At 60.8% G+C, this 25,817-nt stretch carries 18 protein-coding genes and 1 pseudogene; 10 read left to right on the plus strand and 9 right to left on the minus strand.

The genetic code is table 11. The annotated features are described in order from the left end of the window. Positions 1-769: 769 nt before the first annotated feature. Complete coding sequence (locus tag ASD01_RS07215; RefSeq protein WP_060643760.1) at positions 770-1,687, minus strand: ArdC family protein; 918 nt, start codon at positions 1,685-1,687, stop codon at positions 770-772. 1,089 nt (positions 1,688-2,776) lie between these two features. Here ASD01_RS07215 and ASD01_RS35405 point away from each other — a divergent pair. Next, on the plus strand, positions 2,777-3,037 hold the full coding sequence (locus ASD01_RS35405; protein ID WP_156623627.1) for a hypothetical protein: 261 nt from the start codon (positions 2,777-2,779) through the stop codon (positions 3,035-3,037). Here ASD01_RS35405 and ASD01_RS07225 read toward each other — a convergent pair. After that, a complete protein-coding gene (locus ASD01_RS07225; RefSeq protein ID WP_060643762.1) occupies positions 3,022-4,119 on the minus strand; it encodes a DUF475 domain-containing protein in 1,098 nt (365 codons plus the stop codon). The two genes, ASD01_RS35405 and ASD01_RS07225, sit on opposite strands and share 16 nt — an antisense overlap. Before the next feature lie 454 nt (positions 4,120-4,573). Here ASD01_RS07225 and ASD01_RS07230 point away from each other — a divergent pair, with 454 nt between their 5' ends. The 3 genes from ASD01_RS07230 (at position 4,574) to ASD01_RS07240 (ending at position 6,852) form a co-directional block, all read left to right on the plus strand. Further along, positions 4,574-5,482, plus strand: coding sequence for a DMT family transporter (locus tag ASD01_RS07230; RefSeq protein WP_060643763.1), 909 nt, complete (start codon positions 4,574-4,576; stop codon positions 5,480-5,482). Positions 5,483-5,557: 75 nt separating this feature from the next. Beyond that, the gene (locus tag ASD01_RS07235; protein ID WP_060643805.1) at positions 5,558-5,953 is read left to right on the plus strand and encodes a VOC family protein; all 396 of its coding nucleotides are present in this window, start codon (positions 5,558-5,560) and stop codon (positions 5,951-5,953) included. A gap of 119 nt (positions 5,954-6,072) precedes the next feature. After that, positions 6,073-6,852, plus strand: a complete 780-nt coding sequence (locus tag ASD01_RS07240; protein WP_060643764.1) for an ABC transporter substrate-binding protein — start codon at positions 6,073-6,075, stop codon at positions 6,850-6,852. Between the two features lie 82 nt (positions 6,853-6,934). Here ASD01_RS07240 and ASD01_RS37520 read toward each other — a convergent pair. Further along, positions 6,935-7,980: pseudogene (locus ASD01_RS37520) on the minus strand (GNAT family N-acetyltransferase). A 350-nt stretch (positions 7,981-8,330) separates the two neighbouring features. On the opposite strand from ASD01_RS37520, the gene ASD01_RS07255 reads away from it, so the two are divergent. Then, positions 8,331-9,080, plus strand: coding sequence for an SDR family oxidoreductase (locus ASD01_RS07255; protein ID WP_060643767.1), 750 nt, complete (start codon positions 8,331-8,333; stop codon positions 9,078-9,080). Between the two features lie 114 nt (positions 9,081-9,194). Here ASD01_RS07255 and ASD01_RS07260 read toward each other — a convergent pair whose 3' ends face one another. Then, entirely contained in the window at positions 9,195-10,058 is an 864-nt protein-coding gene (locus ASD01_RS07260) for a LysR substrate-binding domain-containing protein (protein WP_060643768.1), read from the minus strand. A gap of 110 nt (positions 10,059-10,168) precedes the next feature. Here ASD01_RS07260 and ASD01_RS07265 point away from each other — a divergent pair, with 110 nt between their 5' ends. After that, positions 10,169-10,579 (plus strand): tautomerase family protein, encoded by a 411-nt coding sequence (locus tag ASD01_RS07265; RefSeq protein ID WP_060643769.1) that lies wholly within the window; start codon positions 10,169-10,171, stop codon positions 10,577-10,579. A gap of 232 nt (positions 10,580-10,811) precedes the next feature. Here ASD01_RS07265 and ASD01_RS07270 read toward each other — a convergent pair whose 3' ends face one another. Further along, complete coding sequence (locus tag ASD01_RS07270; protein ID WP_082584587.1) at positions 10,812-17,327, minus strand: putative Ig domain-containing protein; 6,516 nt, start codon at positions 17,325-17,327, stop codon at positions 10,812-10,814. A gap of 240 nt (positions 17,328-17,567) precedes the next feature. Between ASD01_RS07270 and ASD01_RS07275 the strand changes: the two genes are divergently transcribed. Genes ASD01_RS07275 through ASD01_RS07290 form a run of 4 tightly spaced genes read left to right on the plus strand, consistent with a single transcriptional unit; the run spans position 17,568 to position 19,774 of the window. Further along, complete coding sequence (locus ASD01_RS07275) at positions 17,568-18,089, plus strand: phage tail protein (RefSeq protein WP_060643771.1); 522 nt, start codon at positions 17,568-17,570, stop codon at positions 18,087-18,089. Positions 18,090-18,110: 21 nt separating this feature from the next. After that, on the plus strand, positions 18,111-18,641 hold the full coding sequence (locus ASD01_RS07280; RefSeq protein ID WP_060643772.1) for a phage tail protein: 531 nt from the start codon (positions 18,111-18,113) through the stop codon (positions 18,639-18,641). A gap of 33 nt (positions 18,642-18,674) precedes the next feature. Then, positions 18,675-19,211, plus strand: coding sequence for a phage tail protein (locus ASD01_RS07285; RefSeq protein ID WP_060643773.1), 537 nt, complete (start codon positions 18,675-18,677; stop codon positions 19,209-19,211). Then, the gene (locus ASD01_RS07290; protein ID WP_082584588.1) at positions 19,208-19,774 is read left to right on the plus strand and encodes a GNAT family N-acetyltransferase; all 567 of its coding nucleotides are present in this window, start codon (positions 19,208-19,210) and stop codon (positions 19,772-19,774) included. Before ASD01_RS07285 ends, ASD01_RS07290 begins: the two co-directional genes overlap by 4 nt. Before the next feature lie 15 nt (positions 19,775-19,789). Here ASD01_RS07290 and ASD01_RS07295 read toward each other — a convergent pair whose 3' ends face one another. From ASD01_RS07295 to ASD01_RS07310, 4 genes are all read right to left on the minus strand, one after another. After that, positions 19,790-20,083: a DUF6916 family protein gene (locus ASD01_RS07295; RefSeq protein WP_060643775.1), complete on the minus strand. Its 294-nt coding sequence runs from the start codon at positions 20,081-20,083 to the stop codon at positions 19,790-19,792. A gap of 184 nt (positions 20,084-20,267) precedes the next feature. Further along, the gene (locus ASD01_RS07300; RefSeq protein ID WP_060529404.1) at positions 20,268-21,179 is read right to left on the minus strand and encodes an NAD-dependent epimerase/dehydratase family protein; all 912 of its coding nucleotides are present in this window, start codon (positions 21,177-21,179) and stop codon (positions 20,268-20,270) included. A 724-nt stretch (positions 21,180-21,903) separates the two neighbouring features. After that, positions 21,904-23,862 carry an asparagine synthase (glutamine-hydrolyzing) gene (gene asnB / locus ASD01_RS07305; protein WP_060643776.1) on the minus strand — a complete coding sequence of 653 codons (1,959 nt, stop codon included), beginning with the start codon at positions 23,860-23,862 and terminating at the stop codon, positions 21,904-21,906. Positions 23,863-24,584: 722 nt separating this feature from the next. After that, complete coding sequence (locus tag ASD01_RS07310) at positions 24,585-25,808, minus strand: glycosyltransferase family 4 protein (protein ID WP_060529406.1); 1,224 nt, start codon at positions 25,806-25,808, stop codon at positions 24,585-24,587. Positions 25,809-25,817: the final 9 nt, after the last annotated feature.

Genomic DNA, 25,817 nt, shown 5'->3' on the forward strand with positions numbered 1-25,817 from the left:
GCCCTAAGGGTCAGTGACGATGTAGCATGGTTTTTTCGGTTATACTATCATAAAAACGATAGTATACAGTGGATGGGATAGCGCCATATGCTGTCGCCACGAAGATGAAGGCGGTGCCAAAAGTAAATTTCTCGCCGCAGCATTGGCAAGCGTCTTCACGGATGCGACGTCGATCTTCTTCACGTGGCGCTGGCTTTCATCCCAATCCCTGGAGCATGATAATTGGAAGGAAAGCAATCGTCGCTACTGAAAACACAACGATTCCTAGCGCTATCGTAGGTTCGGCGACTTGCCGGGTCGCCGAGGGCCCGTGCTGCTGGATCGCAGCAAGGCTTTCAAACGCGCTGCAATCGGAGCGCCATAGCGACCTTTGCGAATCGATGAGATTGGGCGGGGCCGAAGTCGCTCCAGCTCCGGGACATAATCGGGGAAGCAACCACAGAAATGGGCAACAAGGTGGCAAGCTGTTAGATAATGAAGGAAGCCGAAAAAGGCGCACTTCGCCGTGGGCCACAGCTCCCTCTGTTGTCGGCAACTTCTTATTCGGTAGAGCGTGCTGAGCGACAGAGATGCCGTCATGCGGCGAGCCAGCATAACTTGATTTGCCGAGCCCCTTCTTCAGAAAATTCAAATGACCGATTGCCGCGGCGTCGGCAACCGGCAATTTCAAACACCGCGCCCCTGCCACCGCCTTCGGCGCCCCCATTCATCACCTCGCATTTTCACTCGCGAGGTGATGATCCATGGCATTTTCTCTTGAAAGGGACGCCTAGTCGGCGCCCCTTGCCTCATCTTGCTTGTCCTGTTGTGCATGCATCCAGTCGGCAATCTCCTGCGCTTTGCTGGCAGCAGTGAAGATGGCGCGCTTGTCGGAATGCATCACGTCGACCCACGACCGAATGTAGCGAGCATGGTCCGGACGCGGCTCGACACTGAGGCCAAGGTCAGCGCAAATCATAGCACTCAGAAGCTCGACCGTGCATTCCTCCATCGCATAGGCGGCCGAGCCGAAGCGTCCAGACAGATCGCGGTCGAGGCGGTGGTTGGCGCCAGAAGCGTGGCCGCATTCGTGGAGCAGCACCGCATAGTAGGCGACCGCATCGCGGAAACACGCGAACCTTGGGATCTGCACCTGGTCCGTAGCCGGGCGATAATAGGCGTGCGAGCCGCCGTGGCAAATGTCAATGCCGAGAGCCGCACAGAACCGTTCGGCGCGATCGATCCGCTTCGCCTCTGGCAACACCGGGCTCTCGGGCGGTGTGTAGCCGTCAACCTGGGCGCAGTTAAAAACCGAGTAACCGCGAGCAAACATAGAGCGGGCGGGCTCGTCACGATTTCCATCGTCGGCTTGGTCATCCATTTTGTGGCGATCGTGGGCCTTCCAGAACACGACAAGGTGGCCGTGCTCGCCCTTACGAACCTGAGCGCCGCGCGCTTGCCACTGGTGGTAAGTGCCCCAGATCCCGGTGGGGTAGCCGGCCGCGTGCGCCGCGGCCCAGAGTGAGAGGATGTTGACGCCGCGATAAGTCCTGTTTGACGCGATATTGACGGGCGTGGTGATGGCCGATCCGTCGTGATGCCAGGGCATCCTGTAGTCACCGGCGCCGGCCTCGATGGCCGCGATGATCTGGTTGGTGACGCGCTCGTAGATATCGACTTGGGATTGGCGTCTGCGATCTGTGGTCATAGGTGCCTCCTTCAGCTCGCCCTCTCCGTCGAGGGCGAGGCGGCAGGGGCAGACGCGGGAGGCCGGCCCGTCACACCCTGTTCTCGGTGCTGGTGCGGAACAGGGTTGATGGGCTGGCAGCGTCTGCCACAACCGAGCCATGTCTCGACGGGTGTGCTGAAGGAGACACCGACCATCATCGGCACGCGGAGGGTCCGGGACCTTGCGCCACTCTCAACCGGCCCCGTTGGCGGAGAGCGCTAGAAGAGACGTCCCTGGCGACGAGATCGGGCCGGGCCTGTCGGAAGGCCTCGATGACGATAGCGCCCTACGGCGACCTCCAACGTCAGCACACGGATGTGATTACAAGCGTGCGGTGAGGCCACTTTTTCGATCGCCTTGGCACGTGCAGGGGCGGCCGTGGTTCGGCTTCGAAGGAACGGATGCACTCTTTGAGGGCTCTCCAAAAAGACCGTCGCGAATGCGCTAAGGGAGCGACGCGGCATTCCCCTTCACCGCACCGTTTGCCGTCACCTGGTTAACACCGCCTCGTCTGCATGACTGCGGCCAGCGCGCGCTTCGTTTTGACGGAACTCGGGGGGCGATGGCCACCCGCAACGCCGTGTCGCTCTCCGGCTAGAGCGCGCTTATCGCGGCCCATCAGCGGTCCTGAAGAACCGGTGTTTGCGCCGCTTGTCGCGCACAATGGCTTCGCGCATTCATTGGCGTCGGTCGATCGAACACGGACCTTCATCCTCAGCGACTGACCTTAGCTCACAGGGCGCTTGGTCAGGCCATCGGTGATCGGTTAGGACTTGTGGTTTCGGAAAGGGAATGAAAACGCTTAATGATCCCGCGGCTTCCGATATTCAGACGGCCGTCATTGTCGCCGGCGTGGTCACCATCGGAAAAGCATCGGCGGCATACAAAGGTATCCGGCGCGGGAAATGAGCTGCGCAAGGCTGACGGTGGAAGGACACAGCTCGCTGTTGTTACAAGGGCTCGAGCCGGCAGGTTGATCTGCGGCTTTTTCATTCAACGAACCCGCGCGCCCGTTCAGATGGCCTTCGCGGGAGGCGGCAGAACTGGGACGGCGATTAGGATTTCTGAATGGACGGCTATATTGAAAGCACAGGTCACATTGCCGTTGACCGTACTGGCATTGGCATGGTGCGACCACGAAAGATCGGGTTTAGCCCGGCCTTTTTGTTGCATGACGCTTTTCTTGGTCCTCTGTCCGCCGTTATTTGCCATTTCAAAGCAAAACCACCGTTCCTCGTCGAGAAGTTGCTCTCGATAAAGAACGAGCCCGGCGGACATGTCCGCCGGGCTCGTTATCACATCCAAAGACCTCATCAGGCTCGCAGCTGATGCGAATCGCGCGTTTCCATCTGTTCCATTTCGCGTTCACGCCTATTGTGGCGAATGGACGACCAGAGCGAGATACCGATGAGCGCAGCACCTCCAAGGCCGGTGATGACTTCCGGAATGTGAACCAGCGTCTGAAAGTACATGACCACCGACAGGACCAGGATCGCGTAGAACGCGCCGTGCTCGAGGTAACGATACTCGTTGAGCGTTCCCTTCTCAACCAGCATGATCGTCATCGAGCGCACATACATGGCGCCGATACCGAGGCCAATCGCGATCACGAAGAGGTTCTGCGTCAACGCAAAGGCGCCGATGACGCCGTCAAACGAGAAGCTGGCATCGAGAACTTCGAGGTAGAGGAAGGCGCCGAAACCGCCCTTTGCCGCCGCATTCATGGTCTGCTGCGAGGCATCGAGCAGACCGCCGACCACCTCAACCACGAGGAACGTCAAGAGGCCGTAGATCGCCGAATACACGAATGTGTGGACCTCAGCCGGTTCGAGCAGCGTCGAAAAGCTGAGAATGAGGGCGAGAACGAACGCAATCTCGATACCCTTGATGGTCGCAAAGCGCGCCATCTTGGTTTCGATCCACTTGATCCAGTGCACGTCCTTTTCATGGTCGAAGAAGTAGGTCAGGCCCACCATCATCAGGAAGGTGCCGCCGAAGGCTGCGATCGGCAGATGCGCGTCGTTCATGATGCGCGCATATTCCTCAGGCTTGCTTGCCGCCAGAACGATCGCTTCGATCGGGCCGATTTTCGCTGCGATGACGACGATCAAGAGCGGAAAGACAATACGCATGCCGAAGACGGCGATGATGATGCCCCAGGTCAAAAAGCGATGCTGCCACTCGGGCGTCATGTCCTTGAGCTTGTTGGCATTGACGATGGCGTTATCGAAGGACAGGGAGATTTCGAGCACCGCAAGAACGGTGCAGATGAAGAAGACGGACGCCATTCCACCGATGGTGCCGGCCGACTGCCAGCCGAGCCAGGCGCCGAGCACAAGGCCGACCACCGTGACGATGAAGGCCCAGGTGAAATAGCCGAGCGCGCTCGAATGCGATTGAGGCTGGTTCATCGACGTGCCTCCTTCGCGCGGACGACGCCGGATTCGGTGAAACGATGGGGTTTAAAAACAGAAATGCGCACGGCCGAAGGGGCACATGCGTGAGGCATGAGATCAGTTTTCATGAGAGCTAATCCGCCGGCTAATTTGCTGGCGGTACCGACATCACGAGAGCGCCGTAAAAACTCTCGCCAGAGGGGCCCGGCACCAGTGTTCGACCCGCGATCCGATGTCTGGACGGCGAGCACACTTGACTAATTAGCAGTGTCGGGCGGAACGTCAAGGGGCGGCCACTCGCTTTGATGGTGGATCGCCAAACGGTTGTTACCAAGGCCTGTCTTAGTTCGGCTGCCGCACCAAGCGTCGTCACCGATTCATTCGCAAAACTTATGGTTCCATATACAGACGGCAATGGATCGGCCGCGCTGAGTGTGGCATGCGTGCGCAACTTATTGAAGGCCCTGACATGACCGTGATCTCCGCCCCCATAACCGCCCCGAACGCCGCCCGTACCGGCGTCCTCATCATGCTCTTGGGCATGCTGATGTTTTCGCTAAACGACGTTATGGGCAAATGGCTGGTGGCGACCTACTCGGTCAGCCAGTTGATGGTGATCCGAAGCGTTGCGGCACTTCTGTTCCTGTCGCCCTTCATTTTCAGGCGCGGCCTGCGCTCTATGTTCCAGGTCGAACGGCCTGGCCTCCAGGCCCTTCGCTCGCTGCTCTTTGCCATCGACGCTTCCGCCTTTTATTTCGCGGTCGCCTACATGCCGCTCGCCGATACCATGACCTACTGGCTGGCGGCGCCGATCTATGTGGCAGCGGCCTCGCCGTTCCTGCTTGGCGAAAAGGTTGGCTGGCGGCGCTGGTCGGCGATCCTCATCGGCTTTGCCGGCGTCTTGATCGCGCTCGAGCCCTCCAAGGAGAGCCTCGGCCTTCCGGCCTTGATTGCGCTTGCCGGCAGCACCGCCTTCGCCTTTGCCCTCATGCTCGGTCGCACGCTCCGCTCCACGCCTGACACGACGCTGGTCTTCTGGCAGATCGTCGGCGCGCTCATCTTCTCGCTCGTCGGCGTTGCCGCCAATCCCTCCGGCTGGGCGCCGGTCGATGGCGAAGCGCTGTTGCAACTCGGCGCGCTCGGCATCGTCGCGATGCTCGCACATATCCTCGTCAATCGGTCGCTGAAGCTCGCCGATGCAGCCACCGTCGTCCCGCTGCAGTACACGCTGCTCTTCTGGGCCGTCGTCTTCGGCTGGTTCTTCTTCGGCGACACACCGCGTGCGACCGTGCTCGTCGGCGCGGCATTGATCGTCGCCTCGGGCCTCTTCATCTTCTTCCGCGAACAGCAGTTGAAGAAGCGAAACGCAAAAGCCTGATCTCCCGCCCGGCGGGGTTCCCTCATCGGCGACACTCTGCTACGCCGCCGAGGTCCAAGCTTGAAGGAGATGTCCGTGGCCAAAGCGATCCATTCGATGATCCGTGTTCTCGAAGAGAAGCGATCGATCGATTTCTATCGTGTGGCCTTCGGGCTCGAAATCGCTGAACGGCTGGAGTTCGAAACCTTCGTGCTGATCTATCTCAGCAACGGGGAAAGCGAATTCGAGCTGGAGCTGACGGTCAACAAGGACCGGACCGAGCCCTATGCGCTCGGTGATGGCTATGGTCATCTGGCGTTGTCGGTCGACGACCTCGACGCCGAACATCAGCGGCTCACGGAAGCCGGCCTCAACCCGGGAAAGATCGTCGACTTCAACCGAGACGGCTCGCTGCTTGCCCGGTTCTTCTTCGTGGTCGATCCCGACGGTTACAAGGTCGAAGTGCTGCAGCGCCACGGTGGCTACAAGTAGGACCTAGCCGCCAGACAATCAACCAAAACAATACCGATTATCGCGCCTATCTATTTCGCTTATAGACAAGCGCGACTTAGTCTTCCCCGGAAGCATCAAGAACAACAAGGGGAACGAGAATGAAGAAGCGGATTGCAGCAGCAGTGCTCGCCATCATGGCGGCAACGGCCGTTTCGGCCCAGGCCGCCGAAAAGATCAAGATCGGCACGGAGGGAGCCTACCCTCCCTTCAACTTCATCGACCCCGCCGGCAAGATCGGCGGCTTCGACGTCGACATCGGATTAGCACTTTGCGAGCGCATGAAGGTCGAATGCGAAGTCGTCGCCCAGGACTGGGACGGCATCATTCCCGGTTTGGTCGCCAAGAAATACGACCTGATCATCGCTTCGATGTTCATCACCGAGGAACGCAAGAAGCAGGTCGCCTTCACCAATCCCTACTACCTCGCAGCCATGACGCATGCGGCCCCGAAGGGTGCAGGCTTTACCGAGTTCACCAATGAGGCGCTCAAGGGCAAGGTGATCGGCGCACAGTCAGGCACGACCCAGGCCGAATACATCACCGCCACCTACCCCGATGCGGACATCAAGCTCTACCCGACACAGGACGAGGCGAACCTCGACATGGTCAACGGCCGCCTCGACCTTCAGGTTGGCGACATGCTGCCGCTGCTCGACTGGGTGACGAAGAATGCCGACGGAAAGGCATGCTGCGAACTGATCGGTGAACCGATCACCGACAAGAAGTTCGTCGGCGAAGGCGTCGGCATTGCCGTGCGCCAGGAGGACAACGACCTGCGCGAACGGCTGAACAAGGCGCTGGACGAAATCCGCGCCGACGGCACTTACAAAAAGATCAACGACAAGTACTTCACTATCGACGTCTATACGATGAAGTGACGCCTGAAGGCGGGCGGAACAGCCCATTTGAGATCCGGCCGCCGCCCCAGAAGCGCGGCCGGATCCTCTTCTTATTCTTCTCTTATCGCGCGCTGCCTTGCCACGATCGCCTTGAATTCGGGATCGTCGACGAGCGATTGAACGGCCCAGTAACCTTCGAGCCACGCGGCCTCGCCTTCCCAACCGCCATCGACAAGCTCGCGGAGATTGGCGAGCGCCCGGGTGCGGTCGCCGGCAAGCGTCCAGGCCCCGGTAGCGTGGAAGCGATACCAGCTGATGTGATCGCTTGCCCGCTCCAGATGAAGGCCCCATTCCCGGCAGGTGTCGAGATCGAGATCGCCGACGTTCTCTGCAGGTAGGTTACCGCTATAGGCAACGTGCCGGTCGCGTTCGTGAGGCCAATGCTCCTGGCAATCGCGATCGATCCCTTGTTCGAGGCGTGCGTATGCCACTCGATATCGGGACGTCCGCGCTTCATGCACTCGGTAATCGTCGCAGCCGCTGCCGCTTTGCCAAGCCCAAGGCGCCGATAGGCAGGTTCGGTCCCGACACCCACTTCGCAACGGGTACCGCTGACGCTGTCGGTTGCGCAATGGCTGACGACGGATCCGTCGTAAAGCACACAGAAGCCGATGGCGTTTTCCAGAAGAGTTCGGGAGAAGCCCACCCTTCCATGAGATCGGTTACCGTCTCGATATTGCCGGGTTCCAGATCGAGCAGGCGCTGGTCGATCGGCACGAGGCGGAAGCCGTCAGGCAACACCGTCGCCGCGAGACCATAACTTGCTCCCGGCAAACCCATCCTGACGCGCGGATGCGGCCGGGCGAAGCGATTAGACCAGATATCGCCGAGACGATCGGACCAGCGGTCTTCGACGAAGAAATAGGCCCAGTCAGGGATCAGTTCCTTCAGATTGGCGAAGCTATCGACCACCTCGTCGGGCAGACCCGCGAGATAATAGGCATCGCCATTGGCGAGCAGCGCGACGCGTGGTTCGACTGGACGATCGACCCAGACTTCACCGTCTATGATGCCGTCGAGTACGGCAGCGATGGCGACGTGCGTGGAGGAAAAGTCCTTCAGAAGGAACTGAGCAGCCGGATAGGCCGCTTGTTCGAGCAGAAGCATGGAAATGCAATCCTGTTGCGGCGGGATATCCCATCCCTGCCGCCAAAAGAAAGAGTTGAGACGAGAGGGTCGTCCCGTTTCAGACCGGCTTCAGCCGAACGGCGCACGGCGTTGGAGACTGTCATCTTGCACCCTCTCTCTTCCTGTGCGCCCCGGATCGGGCGCCATTGCATTCGACGAACTAGACAGCCGGGCCGGGCGGAACAAGCGCTTTACGGTAACCGCTTCAGGACGGCCCTGCGGTCCGTGCCCTTGCGCCATTGGCGGCTGCAATGACAGGCGCTAAAGCTCTCCTGCCGGGATTTGGTGTAGCGTCAGCCCGGAATCGGCGGAATGCATCGGAGACCGACATGTTCGACCTCAGCGGAATGACGGCATTGGTAACGGGTGGCGGCCGTGGTCTCGGCTTTGAAATGGCAAAGGCGCTCGCACGGGCAGGAGCAGCCGTCGCGATCAACGGCCGCAGTTCCGCCGCACTCGAAACGGCCCGTACCCAGGCTGCCTCGGAAGGCACCGCACTCGACATCGTTCCCGGCGACGTTTCGACGAATGCGGAAAAGATCGTCGCTGCCGCCGCCGGCAGGACCGGCCAACTCGACATCCTCATTCACGCCGTCGGCGAGCGCGACCGGCGCGGCACCGACGTCATGGATCCCGCCGCCTTTGCCACCCTCGTCAACACGGACCTGACGGCAGCCTATGCGATGGCGCGGGCAGCACTTCCCTATTTCCGGCGATCCTCGTGCGCCCGGCTGATCTTCGTCACCTCGATCGCCGCCTCCGTCGCGCGGCCCGGCGACCCCGCCTATACCGCGGCAAAGGGCGGCCTCGATGCCCTCACCCGTTCATTGGCGGTGGAACTTGGATCGGCGACGCTGACGGTCAACGCGATTGCGCCCGGCTGGTTTGCAACCGAGACCAATGCCGCACTCGCCTCCGATCCCGCACTGCAGGCCTTCGTCGACATCCGAATTCCCTTGAAACGCTGGGGCCGACCGGAGGAGATCGCACCGGCCGCCGTGTTCCTGGCCTCGCCTGCCGCCAGCTTCGTCAATGGCATAACCTTGACGGTGGACGGTGGCATGACCGCGCAGATGTGAGCGTCATCGTAGACCTTTTCCCGTGCAGCGGCTGCTTTCGGAATTCGCCTTGGCGCTGTTGGGAATGCCTGTAGATCGACGCGGCAGCGCCGCAGGCTTTCCGGTTGATCGTCTTCACCACCGCTCGGAACCGGCCGCCAAGCCTTCGGCAAGCAGTGTAGCGAGGCTCGACGCCGGCTTGTCGGCTTTGGCCTTCAATCGCAAACTGAATTCCGCATTCGGCAATGCCGGGAGAGAAAGTGCCGGGGGTGCGACCGCGATCCCTTCTCCGAGGAAGCGTGCTGTGCGCGCCGTAACGGCAATCCCGCTTCGCACGGCTGCGCGCAGACCGGAAAGGCTGGGGCTTGTCGCCGCGATGCGGTAGCGACGACCGGTCTCATCGAGGGCTGCCGTCGCGGCCGCGCGAAAACCGCAGGGCGGATCCAGCACCGCGATCGGCAACTCACTGTCAGCCGTGGGCGGAGCATCCGATGCCGATAGCCACAGCATCGGTTCGCGCAAAATGGCGATCTCGTCGGGCGTCGGCCCCTCCCGCATGACGATCAGCACTTTGATCAACCCCTGATCGTAGGCCGACGTCAGTTCGCGGGATCGGCCGACCCTCAAATCCAGCCGCACACGCGGGTGGGTGCGCCCGAAACGACGCAGGAGATCCGGCAGGTTGCTGTCGGCAAAATCCTGGGTGCACCCGAGCGCCAGACGGCCGTCGGTGCTCGCGCCCTTGAGGCTCAGCCATGCATCCCGGTGAACCTCGAGAATCCGGCGTGCATGAACGACCAATTCCTCTCCGGCCGGAGTCAAAATTCGCCCTCGGCCTGAGGGCGCGAGAAGTGGCTCGCCGATCATCGTTTCCAGGCGCTGCATCTGGGCGGTCACAGCCGAAGGCGTCCGCCCAACGGCCGTGGCCGCATTCGCAAGAGAGCCACTCTCGGCGAAAGCAAGAAAGGTACGAAGCAGATCGGGATCGAAGACTTGCATTACTTCAATGTAATCGAAGTGATGATCTTATACAATTCGATTTTTATGAAGATAGAGACGTGGCAGATTGGGCTCACACACGAAACAGGAAACCGGAAAGGAACCACCCAATGCCCATCATCAACGTCACCGTCAGCGGCAAGCCGGACACCGCACTCTCGTCACGGATCGCCGCTTCGGTCAGCGAATTGACGGCAGCGCACCTGCGCAAGGATCCGACGATCACGGCAATCGTCGTCACCTATGCGGATCCGGAACACTGGTTCGCTGGCGGAAAGTCGCTTGCCGAACAGGATATCAACAGCTTCTGGCTCGACATCAAGGTCGTCGACGGCACCAACACCAAGCAGGAAATGGCTGCTTATCTCGAAGCCATCTTCGGGCGCTTCGAACAATTGCTCGGACGGGTACACCACGAGAGCTATGTTCTCGTCCACGAGGTTTCGGCTGCCGCTTATGGCTATGGCGGCAAAACGCAGGAATTCCGCTACATCAGTGGCAAGCTCACATCCGGCATCTGAAGCATTTCACCAAGCATTCCGCAGCCTCCAACGTTCGCGAAGGCGGAGCCCTAAAGGTGCGGAAAGATGGCTGCCGGAAACGCTAGAAGCAAACCGGTGTCGCAGAGCCAATGATGGCCGGTGTACCGCCGGCAGCCTCGTGAACTGGAACGGAAGTATCGGTCCAGCGCCGTCTCATCTATCGGTATCGCGTCAATCGCAACGCGATACCTCCGTATAGACCTCGTGGGCGTCAGAACCGGACGCGCGCACCGACTTTCGCACCAGCCGCCTGCGAACCGTCGCCCTCGATGTTGAAGAGCAGCGAGAAGTCGAGGTCCCAGTTGTCGTTGTTGCTGAGCGCGAGCCCGGCCGAGACCCGGCCAAACAGGCCTTCGCCATCGAGCGACGCAAAGCCGACATCCGCTCCGACCGTCGGCGACAGGATCAGGCCGTTTTCCAGTTCCAGCGTCCGCTCGACATCAAGACCGATGCTGAAGCGGGCTTGCTCCTCGATGAACCCCTTGAGGTCGATCGTCTCTCCGAGCGCGTTCCTGGCGGTGTAATCGTCGACCTCTTCGTTGAAGTAGACGGCCCTGAGCTTCGGGGTTAGCACCGTGATCTCGTCGAGCTGCCACTCGCCGGTCAGCTTGACGTCCGCCATCCAGCGGGTCGTGTCGAAGGTGCCGGTGAAGATACCGGTATCGATGTCGTTCGAGGAGCCGCCATAGAGCAGGTTGGCATCGAGGAACACACCTTGCCCGATTTCGAACGACGCATAGGGACCGGCAAGCCAGCCATTGCCGGTCAGTTCGGCGTCCTCGTCAATCGGGTCGCTCGTGTAGTCGTAGTGGAACGACAGGCCGACCAGCGCCCGCTCGCTGATCAGGTAATCGGCGCCGATCGAAAACAGGGCGAAGTTGCCCCACTTGTCGCTATCGTCGTCCTTGTCCTTGTGGAACAGAAAGCTGCCATCAATCCAGACGTCGAAGGGCTGGTCGGTCTTCACGAAGGTTTGGCCGGCAGCCGCCGCGTCGGCTGCGTCGCGCGCCGCCTGGATCTGCGTGAGGCTGGTGGAAAACCCAAGGCGCGCGCCATTCTCCGATGGTGTGACCGCCGTCGTCACCGGATCGGTGCTCATCGCCGCCCGTCGCCGCTCGATCAGCCCCGGAACCTTGACCGTCGACGACAGCAGGCTCTGCCGGTTGCGCACGAAATCGCGTACCAGGCCGTCGATCTCTTCCCCGGCTGCGACACGGTCCAGTGAGATCTTGTAGGTGACAGTTCCAGCACCCGACGTACCGAGTGCGCTTCTCAAGGTGTAGCTAACCACCGCCGAACCGGAATAGGAAGGATTGGGCGTGAACTTCAGATAATAGCCGACCGGCGTAAAGCTGCCGGCGGCTGCAAGCTCGCCCTCGATGATCTCGGCTGTGCCAGCGATCGGCGGCGAGACCGAGGCGACGGCGGCACTGGTGAACGGACCGCCGGTGGCACCGGCGTTGAGATAGACGTTGTTCGGTGTCGTGCCGGCGGGCACGTCGACGACGATGCTGGGCGCCGTCACCGCACGCGGGTTGAGTTTGAGCGTATAGGCCGCCGAACCGCTGGCGCCACGGCTGTCGACGACGCCAATGGTGAAGCGGTAGGTGTCGGGCACCGCATCCGCGGCCAGCGGCCCGGTCAGTTCGCCGTTCGAGACATTGAGCACCATGCCCTTTGGCAAAGTGCCGCTCTTGACGCTGTAAATCAGGGCGCCGGTGCCGCCGCTTGCGGAAATCGGCGCAGAATAGGCCTCACCGACCATGGCATCCGGAAGGCTGCCGGCCGCCGGGCTGAAGACGATGTTGGCCGAGACGACGGCAATGCGATAGCTCGCCTGCCCCGTCGCCCCGTTGGCGTCCGTCGCCGTCACCGTGAAGGCGAAGTCGCCGTCGGCGCCCGGTCGCCCGGAGATCGCGCCGCTGACTGGATCGAGCGTCAGCCCGCCCGGCAATGCCCCGGATGTAACCTGATACAGATAGGGTGCCGTGCCGGCGCTGGCCGTCAGGCTCTGGCTATAGGAAACCCCGGCGACGGCGGCCGCAAGCGTGCCACCGGTCGGAGAAAAGACGAGCACCGGCGGCGAGATCGTCACCGTGACGGTTGCCGGCGTGGATGTGCCAGTCGCATTCGTCGCCGTGTAGGTGAAGCTGTCGGCGCCGGAATAGCCGGGTTGGGGTGTATAGACGATCTGCAAGCCGGACACCGACGCATTGCCGCGCGACGGCGGGCTTGCGATCGCGAGCGATGCGGCTGCACCGCCCGAAATGCTGGGCGAGATGACGTTTGCCGTCGAGTTTGCGGCAACCGTAAGCGCAACCGCACCGGCCGACGGCGCCTCAACCGCCACTGCCAGGCTATAGGTGACAGAGCCGGTCGCGCCGTTCGCGTCGGTCGCCTCGATCGTGAAGTTGAAGTTGCCGTCCACCGTCGGAGTGCCCGACAGGCGGCCGTTGGCTGCAAGCGTCAGGCCGGCCGGAAGCGCGCTACTGATGACCGTATAGCTGTAGGGCCCGGTTCCGTTCGCCGCTGTGATCGTCTGGTCGTAGGGCTCTGCAACCGTCGCCCCGGGAAACGATCCGGGAGCGGGCGTAAAGGCGAAGATCGGTGGAGACACCGTCACCGTGACCGTCGCCGGCGCCGATGTCCCTGTCGCGTTCGTTGCGCTGTAGCTGAAGCTGTCAGTACCGGAGAAACCCGCCGCGGGCGTATAGTGGAACGACGTGCCGGCCACCGTGGCTGTTCCGTGCGATGGCGCGGAGACGATGGCGAGAGAGGCTGCCGCACCGCCGGAGAGGTTCGGTGCAATCACATTCCCCGTCGAATTGGCCGCAACTGTTATCGTCGTTGTCCCGGCAATCGGCGCCTGCACCCGAACAATGAGGCCGTAGCTGCTGGTGCTTGACGCGCCGTACGTATCGGTGGCGCTCACTGTAAAGTTGAAGCTTCCATCCACCGTCGGCGTCCCGGACAGGGCGCCTGCAGAGGAGAGGACCAAACCATTCGGCAAGAAGCCGGCCACGACCGTATAACTATGGGGCCCCGTTCCGCCGCTGACGCTGAAGGTCTGGCTGTATGCCGTCGCTGCCGTTGCCGTCGGCAGGGCACCCGAAGCCGGGGTGAAAACGAAGTTCGGCGCGGAGACCTGGAACAGTTGACGAACGGAAGGGGCAGCGAGATAGGCGCCATTGCCAGCTTGCGAGACTTCGATCTCGCAATCCCCACCATTGCGGAAGGTTACCGCACCGCTTGAGGTGACGACGCAGACGCTTGGCGTCATGGATTGCCAGGCCACAGGGAGCCCGGAACTGGCGCTCGCGGTGAGGTTCACCGGCGTCGCATAGTCCTGAGGGCCGGGATTGGCGAAGCCGATCGTTTGCGACCCCTTCGGCGTGACCGCGTTGGAGACGCCGGACGCGATACCCGGACCGCTGCTGTTGGCAGCCGTCACCGTGAACGTGTAGCTGGCGCCATTCGTCAGGCCAACCACCGTGAGCGGGCTCGCCGGGCCCGTCTCGGTCAGGCCGCCGGGGCTGGCTGTGACGGTATAGCCGGTGATCGGCGCACCACCAGTATTGACCGGCGCGACAAAGGAGACCTCAGCCGAGGCATTGCCGGCCGTGGCTACAACACCGGAGGGCGCGCCCGGCACAACAGCGTTGACCACGAACGAGCGGCTAACCTGCGATGCCGGCAGATAGGTGCTGTCACCCGCCTGGTCGGCGTTGATGGTGCAGGTGCCGATCGATACGAAGATTAGAAGTCCAGCGGGACTGATCGTGCAGACCGCCGTCGTCGACGATGTGAAGCTGACCGTCAGGCCGGAGTCCGAACTCGCCGACAGGGTCGGCGTCGTGCCGAAGCTCTGCGCACCCGGATTGGCAAAGGTGATCGTCTGGATCGTGCGCGGCGTCACCGCGTTGGAGGCGGCCGACGCAGGGCCAGGACCGGCGTTGTTTTCAGCGACGACCGTGAACGTATAGCTCGTGCCGTTCGTCAGCCCGGTGATGACCACCGGACTGGAGGTGCCGTCTCCCGTCAAACCGTCCGGGCTCGATGTGACGACGTAGCGCGAGATCAGCGCCCCGCCGTTGCTCGAGGGCGCAACAAAGGCAACCATAGCCTGGCTGTCGCCAGCCGTCGCAACAACTCCCGTCGGTGCGGCCGGAGCAACCGCATTCACTATGAAGCTCTGGCTTACCCGTGGCGCAGCCTCAGTGGCCGCGTCACCGGTTTGATCTGCGTGAATTGTGCAAGTACCCATGGATTGGAAGGCCAATTTACCGCCAGGATCGATTGTGCACACACCTGCTGTCGCGGAGGTGAAGCTGACGGGCAAGCTGGAACTCGCAGTTGCCGTCAAGGTGGGCGTCGTACCAAAAGTTTGGGAACCGGGGTTGGCAAACGTTATCGTCTGCGGCGCTTTCGGCGTCACGGCGTTGGAAGCACCGGAAGCGACACCCGTCCCGGCAAGGTTGGTTGCTGCGACCGTAAACGTGTAACTCAGGCCGTTGGTCAAGCCAGTGACGTCGATCGGGCTTGACGGTCCCGTCGCGGTAACGCCGCCTGGGCTCGCTGTAACTGTGTAGCCTGTAATCGAGCTGCCACCGTTAAAGGCAGGCGCAGAGAAACTCACACGTGCGCTAGCATCATTCGCCATCGCCGCGGCCCCAGTCGGAGCATCAGGAGCGATGGCAACGACATTGATGCTGTAACTTTCGCTGGCCGTCCGGCTATGCATGTCGGTGGCCGTGATGGTGAAGCTGAAGGCTCCCGCAACCGTTGGCGTCCCGGTGATTGCGCCGCTTGCAGACGCAAGGCCGAGACCGGGCGGCAGTGTGCCCGATGCTAAGGAGTAGGTTACCGTCCCGAGCCCGTTTACGGCGGCAATCGACATGTCGGAGTAAGCCGTCCCCGCCGTCGCTGCCGTCAACGCGCCGCCCGCGGGCGTGAGCGTCATCGGCGGCGCGGAAATCGCGATGCTGTAGGCGGCCGACGCCGAACCGGCGGTCGAGCCTGTCGCTGTGATCGTGAAATTTTTGGTACCGTATCCGGCCGCCGTCGGCGTACCGGCAATCGCCCCAGCCGAACTCAGACTGAGGCCGTCTGGAAGCGCGCCCGCCGTCACCGTATAGGTGAACGTCCCCAATCCGCCGCTAGCAGAGATCGACGCACCCGGGTAGACGACGTTCACGTCGCCACCGACAAGGGCCCCACCCGCCGGCGTCAGCACCACCGGTGGGGCCGCGATGGTGATCGAATAGGCCTTGGAATCGGTGCCGACGTTCGCAGCCGTGGCCGTCACCGTGAAAGGCGCGGAACCATAGGCGTCAGGAAGCGGCGTTCCGGTGATCGCGCCCGTCGAGGGATTGATGGTGAGCCCTGCCGGTAAGGCACCTGCCGACACCGAATAGGTGATCGCACCGACACCCCCGGTCGCCGAAATCGAGCTGTTTGAGTAGGCAACGCCCACCGTTCCCCCTGACAAGGCGGTGTTGTTTGCCGGCGTCAGCACTACGGGGGGCGCACTGACGGCAATGGAGTAGTTCGCGGTGGCCGAGCCAGAGGTCGCCGCCGTCGCCGTGACGGTAAAGTTTGCAGTCCCGATCGCGGCAGCGGTGGGCGTCCCGCTGATTGCGCCCGTCGTCGTGTTTAAGGCGAGACCTGGGGGAAGCGAACCCGCGGTCACCGCGTAACTGATTGCCCCGGCCCCCCCGCTCGCCGAGATCCCTTGCGAATAGGCGCTGCCAACCGTTGCGGCAGGAAGCGCGCCGCTCGCCGGGCTGAGCGCCACTGGCGGGAAGGAATTGATGGTGGTGGTAAAATTCTGCGCCACGAAATGGACGCCACCGGTCGAGATCGTCGTGCTATCCTGGATTTTTATCTTGAAGTTGAAGCTTCCTGCCGTCGTTGGTGCGCCAGACAGTTGCCCGCTCGTTGAAAGGCTTAATCCGGTCGGCAAGGTGCCTACGTCCAGAGTATATGTATACGGCGGCGTGCCGCCGGACGCAGAAAAATGGACGCTGTAGGCGGCCCCTACTCCGCCGTCCGGTAGACTATCCGGGGTAACGTCAATCACGGGTGCCGCGATCGTCGGATTGTAGCTTTTGTCGTAGGTATGCGCCGTCGGCGTGGTGGAATCGGTCACTCGTACGATGAAGTTATAGGGGCCCGAGCCGGTCGGCGTTCCGGATATGACCCCGGCAGCCGAAAGCGTCAGGCCAGGTGGCAGCGTCGTCCCGCCGCTGAGCGCATAAGTATAGGGACCAGTGCCGCCGGTGGTGTTGAGTGTCTGAATGTAAGCCACACCAATGACAGGTGTCGGCAGATTTGCCGGCGTCACGGTCAACGGTGAGCTCGATGGCGCAACCGTCACGTTAAAAGTGACTGGCGATGAGGGGCTTTCATCATAGACGACGAAGCTGTCAGAGGTCGCCCCGTCTCCGTTGTTGGTGTAAATAAGGGCGTTCGTATTGGTGGGCATACCGAAGGTTAGACTGCCGTGGGACGGGTTGGTCACAGCCGGCTGGATAAAGCCCCACTCCGAGCAGGTGATGACACTTGTCCCGCCGGACTGCACTGTCACGTTCTGGGTTGTTCCGCAAAGACCAGCCTGCGCCGAAGACACAGGCACCATCGCCACCAGGAAAAGGAACGTGAGGAAAAAAAAGAACAGCGCAATGTAACCGCGCCCGGCGCCTGCCCGACAAAAGATCTGGTGAAACATGTCCTGCCCCTGTACGCACTGCGCGCTTCATGGACGCGGGTCCATCGCCACGATCAGTCCTTCCCAAGCCCAGCCACTGCTTGACACGAAAATTCGAGTCATACAACCCTGACTAGTGCGACTTCTGCGGGAATTTGGACAAGAAAGAGTCCGCATCCCCCCTTTCCAAGTTACGCGTTATGAGGGAGAGTGCGAAGAAGGCGCAAACTAGAGTCGTTGAGATTATCGGAAGGGGCAGCGATGACCGAGGTCTATGTCGGGCAGATCATGATGACCGGATTTGGTTTTGCGCCGAAGGGTTTTGCTCTCTGCAACGGTCAGGTGATGGCAATCGCCCAGAATCAGGCCTTGTTTTCCCTGCTGGGCACTTTCTACGGTGGCAACGGCACGACAAACTTTATGCTTCCAAATTTGCAAGGCCGCACGCCTGTGTCCTACGGCAATTCTCTCGATCCAAGCTGGCAACCTACCACCGCGATGGCGGAGATTGGCGGCGTGGAGACCGTGACATTAAATACGCAGCAGATCCCCTCGCATCTTCATCAGGGCAATGGAACGACTGCCATTGGAGATCAACGTGCGCCGTCGCTCTTCGGTACGACGACCCTGCCGATCTATGCGCAACCCGGTGGATCTCAGGTGCCTTTATCGTCCCAGACCATCGCGCCTGCGGGCGGTGGGCAGCCGCACGCGAATGTGCAACCCTTCAACGTCATCAACTTCTGCATCGCGCTTTCGGGCGTCTACCCCTCGCGCAACTGAACTCAGCCACCGGAGGTAAGCATGAGCACTCCCTATGTCGGGGAAATACGAATGTTCGGGTTCCCCCGGGTGCCCACCGGTTGGCAAGCCTGCGACGGTTCGCTGCTTTCGATCGCGGAATACGAGATGCTCTACACGCTGCTCGGGACCACCTACGGCGGAGACGGCCAGTCAACATTTCGTGTGCCTGACCTACGCGGCCGCGTGCCGATGCACTGGGGCACGGGTCAGGGCCTGACGACGCGGGTGCTCGGTCAGATTGCTGGCACCGAAAACGTGACACTGGTCAGTACCCAACTCCCACCGCATGGCCACCCGATAGTCGCAACGACGGCCACTGCCGACGCCACGGCTGTCGGGCCGGGTGTCATTTTAGGAGCTGTTGCCAGCGACACACTCTACGCAACGGACGTGAGCGGCCTGACCGGCCGAGCGACGTCGCCGAATTCGACCAGTCCCACAGGCGGCAGTCAGCCTCATGACAACACGATGCCAACGCTGACGACGCAATTCTGCATTGCATTATACGGCGTCTTTCCGCAGCAAAATTGATTCAGGCCTGTACTTCACAATAAGGGGATAAGAATGACAGAGCCTTTCATTGGCGAGATCCAGCTCTTCAGTTTTAATTACGCACCCTATGGCTGGGCGCTCTGCAACGGACCGTTGATTCCCATCCAACAAAATACTGCGTTGTTCTCGCTCATCGGCACGTCGTATGGCGGCAATGGTCAGAGCAATTTCCAGTTGCCGAACTTTGCCGGACGCGCCGCCTGCAACCAGGGCACGGGTCCAGGTCTTACGTCCCGGACGATCGGAGAGGTCTTCGGGACGCAGAATGTTACCCTGCTTTCAACTGAGATGCCGGCACATACGCATTCACTGACCATCTACAACCAGACAGACGGGACGAAAAGAGCAAGTACGCCGTCTGCCGGAAACTCACTCAGTCTGCCAACGGAGCACACGGTCATGGCGGCGAGCACTGCCCAACCGGATGCCCAGTTTGCTCCTTCCATGATCGGTCTGTCGGGTGGAAACCTCCCGCACGAAAATCGACAGCCTTACCTGGCGGTCAATTTCTGCATCGCGCTTAACGGCAACTTTCCGTCGTTCGGGTGACGCCGCACACTGACATTGCCGCGGTCGATTTTCCGATCCGGTCTAATCCACCGCGATTGGAGGTGCAGGGCACTTCCCTGCGCCATGCCTGCACGAACGACATTGCGTTCCTGCTCCAGCTTTACTCGTCATTTCGGGCGGACGAACTGGCGGCCGTGCCATGGTCGCCCGAGCAGAAGCAAGTCTTTCTCGAACTACAATTTATCGCCCAGCACCGCCACTACCGGTCGGTCTATCCGGACGCGGACTATCTCGTTGTCGATATCGGAGACAAGCCGGTCGGCCGGCTCTATCTGGACGCCGAAAAGGAGCGCTGGCTCATCGTCGACATCGGATTCCTGCCTGAGTGGCGCCGACAGGGCAAAGGCACAGCCTTACTGACGGCTATTCAGCGTGAGGCCACAACCTCAAAGGCGCGCGTTCTAACCTTGCATGTCGAGCAACGAAACTTTCGAGCCCAAGCGCTCTATCAGCGCCTTGGGTTTCGCGTCATCAACGACCTCGGCTCGCATATCAAGATGAAGTGGTCACCCGGCGATTTCGACGAAGCGGAGCGCCGCTGACCGCCCATTTCTACGTCAATTGAAAACGGCCTGGTAGACGATACCCTGCTTGTCGCGGGCAACCGGCACGAGAAAAATGTCCAGTGCGCCGAGCGACGCATTTTTAAGCCGGTAGATCTGTTGCGGCAGCACGATCGCTGAACCGCTGCGGAAGATCAGCGAAAAGGGCGCGCGAAGCATGCCCGGCAAGATCGGCGTCGTACCGGGCGTGGCCTCCGCCAGTGTCAACGGCACCGTGCTCTCGCCAAGGGTTAGATCGAACGCCTGACCAACGCAACCCGCGAAATGTTGAAGCGTCAGCAGTTCCATGCGCGGATCCCCTCGTGATTCCCGTTTGGGTCGTTTCCGGCGTTTCTACACCATGGAAGTTGAACAAAAAAGTCTCAAGGGCGTGGAATGGCACGCACCATGCTTTGAACAGCAAGAGGACGCCAATAGCGCGATCGCCCCCACTCCGCAGCTTGCGAGCATCGCGCCCGCTCTGCCATCGAGATCACTGCAGCAGTCGCGCGAGTCCGGCTCGAAGGTCGGTCACGCAGCGATAGGCCAGTTTTGCGTGGAGCGCTTCGACGCACCCCCGCGAGCGCCTGACTTCACCCGAAAGGCCGTCGATATAGGTGATATCCGAGCGGCTGCCGGTTTCCTCGATCATGATCCGCGCAAGGTCGCTGATCGATGTCTCGACGCCGCTGCAAACATTGACGATGCGCGCGCCCGTGTCCCAGCGGCCAAGCGCGTGCAGCACAGCCTCCACAACGTCGTCCACATGGACGAAATCACGGGTCTGACGGCCATCCCCATGGATGGTGATGTTTTCACCGCGCTCCAGCCGTTCGGCGAACTTGGCGATCACGCCGGAATAGGGAGACGATGGATCCTGCCCCGGCCCGTACACGTTGAAGAAACGCAGACCCAGGCTCGATATGCCGTAGACCTCATAGGCAGACCGCGCGTGAAGTTCGCAGGAAAGCTTGTCCGCACCATAAGGCGACAACGGAATGCAACGTCCGGCTTCCGAAAGTGGCAATTCCTGGCTTGCCCCGTAAACCGCAGCCGATGAGGCATAGACAAGCGGAAAATGAGCCCCGGAGTGGGCAAGTTCCTCGATGATCGTGAGGAACCCCGTTATGTTGATTGCGTGCGATGACGTCAGTTGCCGCTTGCAACGCTCGACCGAGGAGATCGCCGCCAAATGGATACAGGCATCCACATTGGCGAGCGCGCGGCGCACGGCGTCGCGGTCGAGCACCGACCCCTCAATGAAGATCGCAGCCTGCGGGATGTTTTCTCGCTTTCCCGAACTCAGATCATCAAGGACGGTCACGTCATAGCCAGCCTTAATGAGCCGACGGACCAGGTGCGCGCCAATGAAGCCGGCTCCACCGGTAACCAGTATCCTTTTCAAGTCGTTTTCCCTCGCGACACCTCATCGCGATCGGAGGCGCCTGGATCTTAAGTGTAGGTGGATTCCTGAGCCGCCCAGCCGACCGTGGAGCGCGACCGGCACTCGGCCAGTGAGTCCGCGACCGGACCTTCCGTCTGTGTTGCAATCTTCCTTGTCGCCCAGACGCCGTCAAGGCTCCTGCCTCCAGGTTTACCGTTTCGCAGAGACTTGAGAAGGAACAAGGCTAAGGCTTGCGCTCGATAACCTATCGCGAGAGCATCAGGGCGACGGACAGCCCAGGATCAGTCTTCAACCTCCGATCCGGAACCGACGCGCATCAGCAGCGTGAACGTGCCGCCGGCACCCACTTGGAAAAGCGTGCCCCCGTTTTTGCGCTTCTCGTTCGTGCGGTCATGATCAGCAGGCTTCCGGCGCCGCACAGATTGGATCGAATGTTCGACCGGCCGATCGGATCTGCGCGGCAGAGAAGTAACTCCTGTTGAGAATGGTCGCGGGTCTGTCGAAACCGTCGACGGTCGTTTCAAACAGTTTCTTCCTGGCGACCTCAAGGCCAGAAGCTTCAGGCACGGCTTCCGCCCAGTGGGGGTGAGGCGCGCCAGCGGTTCTTCACTCGGGCACCGTTATTTCGCGACACAATATGAGACGGCTCTGCAACATGAGCAGAGCGCCCGACCCAAACGGCATCGCCCGGCTACTGCGGGAGGCTCAAATGTGAGCCCCACTGCTAGCTACTGGTCCAACGATCCATCCAAGAATTGAACATCAGGATCGTCCAGAGGTGAGGTCCCCAATCACGCTTGCCCGTTAGATGCTCTTTCCAACGCGCCTCGATCAGTTCCGAGCGAAATACACCGTCGCGACGCAGCCGAGATGGAGATAGGGTTTCGCTCGCCCAGGCACGCAGCGGACCGCGCAGCCAAGCATTAAGCGGGATGCCGAACCCGCGTTTCGGTTGATTCATGAGTTTTTCTGGCAACCGCCGCGCCAGCAGTTTGCGTAGCGCGAGCTTGCCTTGCCCCTGCGAAAAGCAGAGGGCCCGCGGCGCACGCCAAGCCAGTTCGACAAAACGGTAGTCGAGAAGAGGTGCGCGCATTTCAAGGCCGACAGCCATCGAAGCGCGGTCCAACTTAACCAAGATATCGTCCGGGAGATATGACACCATATCCCGATACATCATCCTGTCCACGGGATTGAGGGCAGCCGGAATTCGCTTGGACGACATTGCGGTGGGTGGTTCATGTCCGCCGATGACGACATCGGTCGCATCCGGCCACTGAGAGACGAAATTCAAGTATCGGTCGTCAGTATCATGGATCTGAAGCAGCTCGGCCAGCCGCTTCATGCGACTGCCGGTGGCCTCGTCCCGCAAGGCTGCGGGAAGAGCGCGGCGGCCAAGTGGCGCTGCGACATCAAGCAACCACCCCGGAGTGAATTTCACGGCTCGAAGGGCAATCGGGGGCGCCATTTTCGCCAGACGATCAAACGTCAACATTCGTTGATATCGCTTGTAACCGCCGAAAAATTCATCGCCACCGTCCCCCGAAAGTGCAACCGTTACGGTCTGTCGCGCCAGTTTCGAAACCAACAGAGTCGGGATCTGCGATGGATCGGCGAAAGGCTCGTCATAAACATCAGGCAGGTCGGATATCAGCTTGAACGCAATCTCCGGTTCGGCGGTAATTTCCGTGTGATCCGTCTTCAGGTGGCGAGCAACAGCCGACGCAGCATCCGCCTCGTTATACTGTTCTTCCATGAAACGAACCGTATAGGTCTTAACGGGAGAGGTAGAGACTTCCTGCATCACAGCCGACACCAGCGAGGAATCAACGCCACTGGAAAGCAGCGCACCTACCGGCACATCCGACACCATGCGCTCGCTAACGGCTGTCTTCAGACAGTTGTCGAGTAGTTCCAAGGCTTCCTCTTCGGATTCGATCGGACGCGCATATCCACGTTCGGCCACATCAAACGCGTCCCAGTAGAGCTTCGTCGAGGCGAGCACCGCGGCAATTGAGGACGGAGGTTCGTCAACAGAGATGCTGACCGTCGATCCATGCGGCAATTTGAATATGTTACGAAAGATCGAGTAGGGAGTGGGAACGTAGTTGTACCGCAGGTACAATGCGACTGAGCCGCGATCAATTTCCGGCGAGCGGAACGACGGATGTCGCCTGATACTCTTCAGCTCGGATCCGAAGACGACTGCCTCACCGGACAATCCGATGTAAAGGGGCTTCTTGCCAATCCTATCGCGGGCAAAGATGACTTTGCGCTCGACGCTGTCATAGAGAGCGAAGGCGAACATCCCATTACAGCGCTTGAGCGTGTTTTCCAGACCATATAGCTCGACCGCTTCGATAAGAACCTCCGTATCGGAGTGGCCGCGAAATCGAACTCCCCGCGTCTCCAGTTCGGCCCGAAGCCCAAGAAAGCCATAAATCTCGCCATTGTAGACAATCGAATAACGCCCGCTGGCGGAGTGCATTGGCTGCGCTCCTCCGGGCGAGAGATCAATAATCGACAGCCGACGATGGCAAAGGCCGACATGCCCGTCTTCAGCCAGCCAGATCCCGCCGGCGTCGGGACCGCGATGGGCAAGTGCCTCCGCCATTGATCGCAGCGTGGCGTTCGATCTTTCCTGCTGGCGTCCCGCGTAGTTTATGAGGCCTGCAATTCCGCACATCACTGGTCCCTCACCGAATGGTCATTCTTCTGATAGCGTCATGGATGCGATTTGCATTCGTGCGCGCTACGAGCGTTCGCCCCGTTCGCCGATTAGACTCAAGAGACACCCGATGCGTCAGGCGCAGGATCGTTTGGGCGCCGGTAGAGGCTTGCCGACACCGGGCACCTCGCCACTCGATCCGTAACATGTGCGGGCTAAGTCCTTGAACTTTCTTCAAACGAAGCGAAAAACACGACACGTCGCCGATATCCGCAGCCGCTCGACAAGTCGAGTGCTCGTCACCATGTACCGCGCACATCCTGCATCCGTCCTTGACTTCCGCGGGGACGTTCCAAACCCGTAAGAACTATTCATGAAACAAACCATGCCGCCGCCGGCCATGAGAGCTTTAAACATAAAAACCTTAGTTAAGTATCCGACCGACAATAATGAAAAATGATAACACTTCCGTCAAAGGAAATCCAACTTCGATCCAATTCTTGTTTTGAGTTCTCAGCATCCGGCGCGCGACTTCTTCCATCGACGGTGGTGGTTCCTGAGCATGAAGCATATGGGGCGAAAGACCAGGCCGTTTCTAAGCGAGCTTTCATTCCAGTTGCCGTCGAATCCTGATCGCAGATGACGTGATAGGCGACATGGTTCGATCGATAGGCACCCCGCGCCGCAGCGCACGCGGGCCATGCGACCAATGCTGATGGTTGTTCGAAAACCTTGATCCCTCAGATAAGCGCCATGCGCTCGAGAAGAATCTTGTTCACGGCATGCACATCAAACTTGGATTGGGCAAGTTCCCGAGACCTGAGACCCATGTCTGTGATCAGCGAAGGCGCCCTGAGGAAGCGGCACATGGCTTCGGCCAGTTGCTTGGCGTTGCGCGGCTCCACAAGGTAACCGTTGAGCCCGTCGACCACTGTCTCGTCGCAGCCCGGCAGATCGGTTGTGACGATCGCGCGCCCCGTCGACATCGCCTCGAGAATGCTGCGCGGTATGCCCTCGCGATAGTAGGACGGAAGGACGAAGACGCTGCAATCGCTGAGATGCGGGCGCACATCCGTGGTTTCGCCGAGATAGTTCAGGCTGCCGTCCTTGACCCATCCATCGATGGTTTCAGCGGAGATCGCGGCCGGACTCGGATCGAACTGCCCCAGAAGACGAAATTCGGCCTCCGGGAATTGCTGGCGGACGAGGCGTGCGGCCTCGACATACTCGCTGATCCCTTTGTCCTTCAGCAGGCGGGCGACGAGCAGAAAGACCGGGCGCCCGCTGGGCGGGCTCGAAAAGGCATAGTGGTCGAGGTCGACGCCAGAGCCCGGCACGAGCGTCAAGTCGCGCTGATCGGAAATCAGCCTGCAGCTCTCGATATCAGCCGAATCCGCGCGATTATAGGCAAAGACCCCGCCTGCCCCCTTTAGCGCCAGTCGGTAGAGCAACACGCTCAGTTGCTTGATGCGGCGCCCGACCCACCGCTTTCCTGCGGCTTCCGAATAGACGTGGCCAAGGCCGGTCACGAGAAAATACCGTCGCTTGACGCCAGCCAGACGAGCGGCAATGCCGCCGTAGACGATCGGCTTCATCGTATAGGGGATCACGACATCGATCTGCCGCGAGCGTAGCAGCCGCGTGTAGGACCAGAGCGTCGCGAGATCCGTCAGTGGGTTGAGCCCGGTGCGGCTCATGGGCGAGCGGACGAACTCTACACCGATCGCGGCAAGCTGCCGGACGACGTCCTCGTCCTGCTCCGGCCCGACGGCCAGGACCGAATGGCCGGCCTCCACCAAGCGTCGCAGCAACTCCAGGCGAAAATTGGTGAGAGAGCGACTGTAGCTCGAAAGTACCGCGATACGCTGTTTCGGAACTACGCTGGCAACCGCCGATCCCGCGGCGGCAGCCGCCCGCTGTGGCGGCAGCCTGACCGCAGAATAGTCGCTCGCGTCAATCAACATGCGGGAAGC

Source organism: Ensifer sp. Root423, assembly GCF_001426275.1.
Classification (GTDB): domain Bacteria; phylum Pseudomonadota; class Alphaproteobacteria; order Rhizobiales; family Rhizobiaceae; genus Ensifer; species Ensifer adhaerens.

Bases quoted from the DNA above. Each gene is read 5' to 3' on its own strand.
- ASD01_RS07270 (WP_082584587.1), bottom strand. From the start codon at position 17,327: ATGTTTCACCAGATCTTTTGTCGGGCAGGCGCCGGGCGCGGTTACATT.
- ASD01_RS07215 (WP_060643760.1), bottom strand. From the start codon at position 1,687: ATGACCACAGATCGCAGACGCCAATCCCAAGTCGATATCTACGAGCGC.
- ASD01_RS07260 (WP_060643768.1), bottom strand. From the start codon at position 10,058: ATGCAAGTCTTCGATCCCGATCTGCTTCGTACCTTTCTTGCTTTCGCC.
- ASD01_RS07240 (WP_060643764.1), top strand. From the start codon at position 6,073: ATGAAGAAGCGGATTGCAGCAGCAGTGCTCGCCATCATGGCGGCAACG.
- ASD01_RS07275 (WP_060643771.1), top strand. From the start codon at position 17,568: ATGACCGAGGTCTATGTCGGGCAGATCATGATGACCGGATTTGGTTTT.
- ASD01_RS35405 (WP_156623627.1), top strand. From the start codon at position 2,777: ATGGACGGCTATATTGAAAGCACAGGTCACATTGCCGTTGACCGTACT.
- asnB (WP_060643776.1), bottom strand. From the start codon at position 23,862: ATGTGCGGAATTGCAGGCCTCATAAACTACGCGGGACGCCAGCAGGAA.
- ASD01_RS07310 (WP_060529406.1), bottom strand. From the start codon at position 25,808: ATGTTGATTGACGCGAGCGACTATTCTGCGGTCAGGCTGCCGCCACAG.
- ASD01_RS07295 (WP_060643775.1), bottom strand. From the start codon at position 20,083: ATGGAACTGCTGACGCTTCAACATTTCGCGGGTTGCGTTGGTCAGGCG.
- ASD01_RS07230 (WP_060643763.1), top strand. From the start codon at position 4,574: ATGACCGTGATCTCCGCCCCCATAACCGCCCCGAACGCCGCCCGTACC.
- ASD01_RS07225 (WP_060643762.1), bottom strand. From the start codon at position 4,119: ATGAACCAGCCTCAATCGCATTCGAGCGCGCTCGGCTATTTCACCTGG.
- ASD01_RS07255 (WP_060643767.1), top strand. From the start codon at position 8,331: ATGTTCGACCTCAGCGGAATGACGGCATTGGTAACGGGTGGCGGCCGT.
- ASD01_RS07265 (WP_060643769.1), top strand. From the start codon at position 10,169: ATGCCCATCATCAACGTCACCGTCAGCGGCAAGCCGGACACCGCACTC.
- ASD01_RS07285 (WP_060643773.1), top strand. From the start codon at position 18,675: ATGACAGAGCCTTTCATTGGCGAGATCCAGCTCTTCAGTTTTAATTAC.
- ASD01_RS07280 (WP_060643772.1), top strand. From the start codon at position 18,111: ATGAGCACTCCCTATGTCGGGGAAATACGAATGTTCGGGTTCCCCCGG.